Source organism: Aestuariivirga sp. (genome assembly GCF_037139295.1).
Lineage (GTDB): Bacteria > Pseudomonadota > Alphaproteobacteria > Rhizobiales > Aestuariivirgaceae > Aestuariivirga.
This window is the reverse complement of the sequence record NZ_JBAXGR010000122.1, coordinates 1-8136: the sequence shown is the minus strand read 5'-3', so window position 1 is coordinate 8136 and position 8136 is coordinate 1. Positions and strand designations below refer to the sequence as shown.

General features: G+C 62.6%; 6 protein-coding genes and 1 pseudogene. 4 read left to right on the top strand and 3 right to left on the bottom strand.

From position 1 onward, the window contains the following. Positions 1 to 145 precede the first annotated feature (145 nt). Entirely contained in the window at positions 146 to 940 is a 795-nt protein-coding gene (locus WCJ41_RS18675; RefSeq protein WP_336907348.1) for an alpha/beta fold hydrolase, read from the top strand. 138 nt (positions 941 to 1078) lie between these two features. After that, complete coding sequence (locus tag WCJ41_RS18670; protein ID WP_336907347.1) at positions 1079 to 1687, top strand: amino acid synthesis family protein; 609 nt, start codon at positions 1079 to 1081, stop codon at positions 1685 to 1687. A gap of 60 nt (positions 1688 to 1747) precedes the next feature. Here the strand turns inward: WCJ41_RS18670 and WCJ41_RS18665 are convergent, their stop codons facing one another. Then, a complete protein-coding gene (locus WCJ41_RS18665) occupies positions 1748 to 2707 on the bottom strand; it encodes an HPP family protein (RefSeq protein WP_336907346.1) in 960 nt (319 codons plus the stop codon). A gap of 13 nt (positions 2708 to 2720) precedes the next feature. Further along, positions 2721 to 4783: pseudogene (locus WCJ41_RS18660) on the bottom strand (YgiQ family radical SAM protein). A 364-nt stretch (positions 4784 to 5147) separates the two neighbouring features. Between WCJ41_RS18660 and WCJ41_RS18655 the strand changes: the two are divergent. Continuing rightward, positions 5148 to 5495 carry an FAD-dependent oxidoreductase gene (locus WCJ41_RS18655; protein WP_336907345.1) on the top strand — a complete coding sequence of 116 codons (348 nt, stop codon included), beginning with the start codon at positions 5148 to 5150 and terminating at the stop codon, positions 5493 to 5495. A 103-nt stretch (positions 5496 to 5598) separates the two neighbouring features. Here WCJ41_RS18655 and WCJ41_RS18650 read toward each other — a convergent pair whose 3' ends face one another. Next, entirely contained in the window at positions 5599 to 6360 is a 762-nt protein-coding gene (locus WCJ41_RS18650; protein ID WP_336907344.1) for an FkbM family methyltransferase, read from the bottom strand. A 497-nt stretch (positions 6361 to 6857) separates the two neighbouring features. Between WCJ41_RS18650 and WCJ41_RS18645 the strand changes: the two genes are divergently transcribed. Next, entirely contained in the window at positions 6858 to 7748 is an 891-nt protein-coding gene (locus WCJ41_RS18645; RefSeq protein WP_336907343.1) for a pseudouridine synthase, read from the top strand. The last annotated feature ends 388 nt before the right edge of the window (positions 7749 to 8136 follow it).

The following is an 8136-nucleotide window of genomic DNA, read 5'->3' as shown; positions in this document are numbered from 1 at the left end:
ATTTTCGCCGGACGCTGTCGGAAATCTATTACAATGCGCGGAGGACGACCGCATAAACTTTTCAACAGGTTGGGGGAGTGGCGTTGGCAAGGACCAGGCAGGTGATGGGCAGCTGCACGCTGTGTGGAAACGTCAAGGCCAGGGCATGGCCTCGCTGACGTCACGCGGCACAGCCTATGAGAGCTTCGGCAGCGGCGAGCGGGTGATCGCGCTTGTCCACGGGCTTGGCCTCAACCGCCACTCCTGGCAATGGCAGGTTCCGGCACTGTCGCGGCACTTCCGCGTCATCACCTTCGACCTGCATGGCCATGGCGACAGCAGCGTGCCGCGTACGCCATCGCTCACCGTGTTCTCGGAACAGCTCGCCGAACTGCTCGATCACCTCGGCATCGCGAAGGCTTCCGTCTTCGGCTTTTCGCTCGGCGGCATGATCGCCCGGCGCTTCGCCATGGACCATGCGGACATGCTGGAGGCACTCGGCATCCTCCACTCCGCCCATGCGCGCGACAAGGCGGCGCATGATGCGATCCAGGCACGCGTCGTGCAGGCCGCGCAGGACGGCCCCGCCGCCACCGTCGAGGCGGCCCTGTCTCGCTGGTTCACCGATGGCTTCCGCCTCAGCCATCCGGATATGATGGACGAAGTGCGCCGCTGGATCCTCGCCAACCGCAAGGATGTTTATGCGCCGATCTACCAGGTGCTGGTCGATGGGGTCACAGAACTGGTGGCGCCCAGCCCGCCCATCACCGCGCCCACTCTCGTCATGACCGGCGAGGAGGATTACGGCAACTCTCCCGCCATGAGCCGCGCCATCGCAGCGGAAATCGCAGGCTCCGAACTCGTCATCCTGCCAGGCTTGCGCCACATGGCGCTGGCCGAGGCGCCGGAGCTGTTCAACGCGAAGCTGCTGGCCTTCCTGTCACGCGTGCAGCGTGTCTGAGTCGTCGCGCAGCATTCAAGCTGTCGAATCTGCTTCAGCGCAAGACCAGCACTTTCCCACTTCACCCCGCTATAGTCCGGCGTGCATGATCGCCTGCTCGCGCGCGCCAGCCCTTCAACCTGAACACCAGAGGCCCCCATGGAACTGAAGATCAGAAAGCTCGTGAACTTCGAGGAGGAAATCCATCTTGAGGGCGAGCGCGCCGCAACCCCTCCGCTGCGCATGCTGGGCGTTGCCGCGGTCGTCCGGAACCCGTGGGCGGGCCGCGGCTACATTGCGGATCTCAAGCCCGAAATCCGCGCCTTCGCGCCGATCCTCGGCAATCTTCTCACAGAGCGCATCGTGGCCATGGCAGGTGGTGCTGACAAGATCGAGGCCTATGGCAAGGCGGCCATGGCCGGGCTCGATTGCGAGCAGGAGCACGCCTCCGCCCTCATCCATACGCTGCACTTCGGCAACTTCTACCGCGAGGCGCTGGGCGCCAAGACCTATCTCGGCTTCACCAACACGCGTGGGCCCGCCAACACCCAGATCCAGATTCCGCTGATGGACAAGCACGACACCGGGCGGCGCTCGCATTACCTGACCGTCCAGTTCTCGATTGCCGACGCGCCGGCCGATGATGAACTGGTTGTCGCCTTCGGGGGTGCAACCGGCGGCCGCCCGCATCATCGCATCGGCGACCGTTACCAGGACCTCGCCGACATCGGTGCCGACGTCAACGATCCGGCTCGTCTCGTGCGCTAGCCATTAGGGCGGCGGAGCACGCAGGCAAGGCTAATGGCCTCGGTCGCGTATCGTTCGCGCTCAGCCCGTTCTGCCGCGAACCGATCGCCAGAGGAAAAATGCCACGCAGAGAATGACCGTTCCGATGGTGACTGCCACGGGATAACGGAAATCGGGCTGCGTCATCACGAAGGGCAGAACGGCAACGGCGACAGCGGGCGGAAAGCGCAGCCTGAAGATCCGCAACACGGTTGCTCCGCACAGGGCCGAGAGCGCCGCAGCCATCGGTCCGGCTCCCAGCCAGCCGGTGATCAGCATGGTTGCCGTGGCCGTGAGCCCGCAGATGACCGGAACCAGCAGCGGCCGCTGCGCCCATGGGCAGTCTTCAGAATGCGAGAACATCTCGTACGCGATGACCACCAGCGGCGGAAACAGCAGGAACCGCATGCCCGTGGCAATTGCGCAAGCCGCTGCCACAACCAGGAATACTGTGAAGAACGGCACCCAGGACATATCCCGGCCTGCCGCACCGCCGCTCGGCATCTCGACATGGATTGCCGCTTCAGTCCCTGCGGAAACCGGATAGAGCCGTCGCCGGATCACCGAGATCAAAGCCAGCGAACCACAACCGACAACCAGTGACGGGGCATACCACCAGCCGGTTTCGCCCAGCGTCAGCGGCAGCAGCCCGGCGGAGATCGCCGGGGCAACGGGTGAGCGAAGCAGGCGTATGATCAGGAGCGCGGAAATCACCACGATCAGGACGGACAGCACGCCATATGGCAGGTTGCGCGTGACCAGGGTGCCGACCACGCCGGCGAGGAACGGCGTCGCCACCAGCAACACGGGCGACGTCGCCCATGGGCCGTTCGGACGGTGGAAAACGCCATAGGACAAGGCACCCAGCTCAGGAAACAGCAGCAGCGCATTGCCGGACATCTGCGCGAGGCCGCTTACGCCGCCAACAAAGGCGGCCACAGCGATATCTGCGCTGGCCGACGGAGATACGCCGCTCTTCAGAGCGGACATGGCAGAACGCATCAGAACCGCCTGCTCATGCCTTGCTGGTCGGCGGGCGCGGCAACACGCCCTTGGTGAGGAACTTTCCGCCCTTCGACTCGCCAGGCCGCTTGCCGCCCTTGTGGCCGGCTTGCTTGCGATCGCCCTTCGCACCCGTGCCGGCCGGTTGCCAGCTGGGCACCAGCTGGTGCTTGCCGGGCCCGATCAGATCTGCGCGGCCCATGCTCTTCAGCGCCTCGCGCAGGAGCGGCCAGTTTTCTGCATCATGATAACGCAGGAAGGCCTTGTGCAGTCGCCGCTGGCGCAGGCCCCGCACTGTATCGACCGGCTCCGACACGCCCCGGCGCACGGGTTTCAGCGGATTGAAGCCTGTGTGATACATGGCCGTCGACAGCGCCATGGGCGAAGGCAGATAGGTCTGCACCTGGTCGGCACGGTAGCCGTTCTTCTTCAGCCACAGGGCGAGGTTCATCATGTCCTCATCCGTGGTGCCGGGGTGGGCCGCGATGAAATAGGGAATAAGGAAATATTTCTTGCCCGCCTTCTTCGCCGCCTCGTCGAACAGCTTCTTGAATGCGTCATAGCTGCCGATGCCGGGCTTCATCATCATGGACAGCGGGCCGTCCTCGGTGTGCTCCGGCGCGATCTTCAGGTAGCCACCTACATGGTGCTCAACAAGTTCCTGCACATATTCGGGGCTCTCGACCGCGAGGTCGTAGCGCACGCCCGAGGCGACGTTCACCTTCTTCACCCCCGGTACGGCGCGCACCTTGCGGTAGAGCTGGATCAACGGGTCATGGTTGGTGTCGAGGTTCTTGCAGATGTCAGGGTAGACGCATGATGGGCGGCGGCACACCGCCTCCGTCTGCCGGTCCTTGCAGGCAAGGCGATACATGTTCGCCGTCGGCCCGCCGATGTCGGAGATGACGCCGGTGAAGCCCTCGGTCTTGTCGCGGATCGTCTCGATCTCCTTGAGGATCGATTCCTCCGAGCGTGACTGGATGATGCGTCCCTCATGCTCGGTGATCGAGCAGAAGGAACAGCCACCGAAGCAGCCACGCATGATGGTTACCGAATGGCGGATCATCTCCCAGGCGGGGATCTTGCGGCCGGCATAAATGGGGTGGGGCGCGCGCGCATAGGGCAGGTCATAGACGCCGTCCATCTCCGCCATGGTCAGCGGAATGGGGGGGCCGTGAGCCACAGTTCCTTGTCGCCGTGGCGCTGGATGAGGGGCAGCGCGTTGCCAGGGTTCGCCTCCTTGTGCAGCACGCGCGAGGCGCGCGCATAGAGTTCCTTGTCCGCCGCCGCCTGCTCGAAGGAAGGGATGCGGATCACGGTGGGCACATGCTGCAGGTTCTTGCGGCGAATGCCCTCATCCGGGCTCTCGATGTCGTCGGCGGAGGCTTCAACCCAGCCCTCGGGCAGCGCATTGCGGATGAAGCCAACGCCACGCACGTCGCTGAAGTCGGCCTCGATGCCAGCGCTGGCGATGCGGTGAGCTACCTCGACGAGGGCGCGCTCGGCATTGCCGTAAAGCAGCAGGTCCGCCTTGGCATCCATCAGGATCGACCGGCGCACCTTGTCCGACCAGTAGTCGTAATGCGCGATTCGGCGCAGCGACGCCTCGATGCCGCCCAGCACGATGGGTGCATCGGGAAAGGCCTCGCGGCAGCGCTGGGCATAGACGATCACGGCGCGGTCCGGCCGCTTGCCGCCCTCGCCGTCCGGCGTGTAGCTGTCGTTGTGCCTCAGCCGCCTGTCGGAGGTGTAGCGGTTCACCATCGAGTCCATGTTGCCCGAGGTGACGCCGAAGAACAGGTTGGGCTTGCCTAGCGCCTTGAAGGCGGAGGCATCGCGCCACTCCGGCTGGGCGATGATGCCCACCCGGAAGCCTTGCGCCTCCAGCAGCCTCGCCACCAGCGCCATGCCGAAGCTCGGATGGTCGATATAGGCGTCACCCGTCACCAGGATGATGTCGCAGCTGTCCCAGCCCAGCTGGTCCATCTCCTCCCGCGACATCGGAAAGAACGGCGCAGTGCCAAAGCGCTCCGCCCAGTACTTCCGATACGAAAACAGCGGCTTCGCCGCCGGCATGGGCGGGGTCGACGGGGCGGCGATGAGCGTGGTTGTGGACATGGCGGGTGCGGACATCAAACTCTGTGAGAGGTGCAAAAAGCAGGGCCGCGAATGGCCATTGGGTGACTTGTGTCGGATTTGTCCAGTCAGGTCAACAAACAGGCGTCCCGACAAGTCTGGCGTGCCTTGAACATTGAAGGAGCGGCTGGAGGGGGAACGCTGCCCATAATCTGCTTCCCCGCCCGCTCTGGCGTCGGAGACGTCGACGCACTAGCTTGAATCATGGACCAGGGGTTGAGGACTGACCAATCGGAATTCATGGGTCAGGGGGCGATTGAGGCATGAAAACAGTTGATGTGGTCGTCATCGGGACAGGCTCTGCGTGCTGGCGGTGTTCTGCGGCGGCACGGCGACCATGGCGCTGGAAGGCTTCTCGGACGAAGCCGCGCTCGCCAGGGTCATGGACATCATCGAGCCGATGCTCGGGCCCGACGTGCGCACCCCCGTCACGGTCGTGCAGACCAACTGGACCGATCACCCCTGGGTGGGCGGCGGCTATGCGACCTGGCCAAGGCCGTGGGACACATCGGACCCATGGGCGCCGATGCGCGTGTCACATGATGGCTTGCACTTCACCGGCGCAGAACTCGCCTCGGCCTATCCCGGCTTCATCGAAAGCGCCATCCGCGCCGGCCACGAGACCGCAGCACGCATCAAACTGGCGAGCTGAGGTCGCATCAAAGACGATGACCGCAAAGATGACACGGCATTTCGCGAATGCATTGCAGAAGGCGGCAGCATGAAGGCTTCAGGGCCCCATGGCGTCCGCAACGTCAGGAGCGCGTGGCGATCATCCAGCCGCGGTCCTCGGACTGGTTCCTCGTCGAGGTTGTGAACCCGCACTGCCGAAGTTTCTCATGCAGCACCCGCTCGTTGGCACCGCTGACGAGATCACAGTGATACAGCACGAGCATCTTCTCGAACTTTGAAAGAGTCAGCGGGTCAGCCGACATCAGGATCGGGAATTCCGCACCTTCGCAATTGAACTTTGCGAAGTCCACGCGCGGTATGTTGCGCTCGAACAGATAGCGTTCGAGCGTCATGGAAGGAACGTTCTCTGACGCGCCATTGAAGTCAAAGGTGGTCGAGTCGCCCCAGCTCTCGCCCTCCGTCGCCAGGTAGAGACGGCAGTAGCCGTTCTTGTCACTGAGCGCCAAATGGTCAGCGACAACGTTGGTGGCGTCGTTCAAGAACAGGTTCGTCTTGAGCAATGCAAATGTCTCTCTTCGTGCTTCGATGGCATAGACGCGTGCGACGCGGCGAGACAGGAGCAAGCAGAAGTCTCCGATGTGCGCGCCCACATCCAGCACGATGTCGGAACTTTGCGGCTGATACTCGGGAACACCACTCAGGAAGATGTCATTGTCAAAACTGTGGGCGAGAACCCCGACATCAGATGAATCGGGTCGGTATGCCATCGTGAAATCCTTGAATGAGTCCAGCCTCAGCAGTCCGGCCTTCTCCGCGCTGACGCCAGCCAGTTCCGCATATTGCTGAACCACCTCCAGGTTACGTTGATCGGAATGATGTTTCACGAGGCTGTTCTCTTTTCAATGTTCTGTGCGAATGTTTCCGAAGGCGCAAGACGCGCCATCATCTGATCACGAGCTGCGGACGGTAACGGATCCCATAACACGCGCCAGAAGCGACAGCGACGCTGTTCCACATTCCGACTGCATGCAAATTGCATTGTGAAAATGGAGGGCGGAGGAGAAGGTGCCGGCAGCTAACGCTCGCTGCCTACAAGTTCTTGATACTATTGGTATCTCAGTTTGATGTCGTTCGAATCCTGCGAGCGGACCCAAGATGTTTTCCGGACGTGCTGTGTCGCTTCATCCCTTGGTTTACCGGGTCGTCGTTGGCCAGGCAGTTCCGGAGGTCTTCATTCCACAGGCTGCGCGGGTGGCAGCGCTACCCCGACCGGCTTTACTGCCAGCGCTGGCGCAGAGGCCGCCCGCGCACTAAGTCTGGAGACTATGGACACAAGTGCGGCCATGGCGTGTGGGGCTTGGTGTTCAAAAGGATCTGAGCGATGCGCATCCCGACACGCCACGGCGTGGGTCCCACTTGTGTATTCCTGCCCGATGGCCCATGGCCCACGGTGCTGGAGTTTTTGGTCGAGCGCATGCCCCACATCACGCGCGAAACATGGACCGCGCGTCTGCGCAACCAATCGGTGCTGAACGCGGAAGGCCAACCCATACTGCTGACGCAGACCTACACGCCGGAAACGCGCCTGTTTTACTACCGCCATATTGAGGACGAACCGCAGCTGCCGGAGCAAGCCAGCATCCTGTTTGAAGACGATCATCTCCTGGTGGCTGACAAACCCCACTTCATGCCCGTCACACCTGGGGGGCGGTATGTGCAGCAAAGTTTGCTCGTGCAGCTGAAGAATCTGACGGGTTATGACGATCTGGCGCCATTGCATCGCATCGACCGAGAAACCGCTGGCCTGGTGATGCTGGGCAAACGTCCGGCCGACCGCGACGCCTACCACGCCCTGTTTCGCCAGCAGCATATCCACAAGACCTACCACGCCGTGGCCCCCTTTCGGGCTGATCTGACATGGCCCCGCATTCACACCAGCCGCCTGGTGGCGGGCGAGCCCTTCTTTCGGATGCAAGAAGTGCCAGGTGATGCCAACAGCGAAACCCGCATCAGCCTGCTGCGCACCGATGGCTCTCGCGCGCTGTACCAGTTGGAGCCGGTCAGCGGCAAACGCCACCAGCTGCGGGTGCATATGCTGGCGCTGGGCTTGCCGTTGGAAGGTGACTTGTTTTACCCCGAGGCGCTGCGCGGACGGGATGCGCCGGAAGACTTCAGCCAAGCCTTGCAACTTCTGGCGCAGCGCATCGCTTTCACCGACCCGGTGACCGGTGCCGAGCGGGTGCTCGAGAGCCAACGCAGCCTGCGGTTTTAGGCGGATCAAGTGTCCGATTGGTCTGTCCCCTTGCAAGTGCAGAAGCCGCGAGAACCAATGTACGGCAGAGCTCATCAGCGACCGGCAGAGGGATGAAGTTTAAAAGTGCCTGACCCGATCAAATTTTGCCACTTTCCGCGGGGCGGAGCGGGCCTCAGCATCGTTGTGCGCAATAGAGCAAAATGGCGGAGGAGAAGAGCCTGGCAGCCAACTCTCTCCTCGCAAGCAATTGATTTCATTGGGATCACGATTCGATGGAGTTCGAATCCCGCGCCCGGATTCGTACGTAAACTAGAACACTAATGTCAAATTCCACCGCACGGTGCGTCAGTTAGCGCTTCACCAGCGGCAGGAATTCCGTGTAGCGGGCCACGTCCCGCGCAATCGC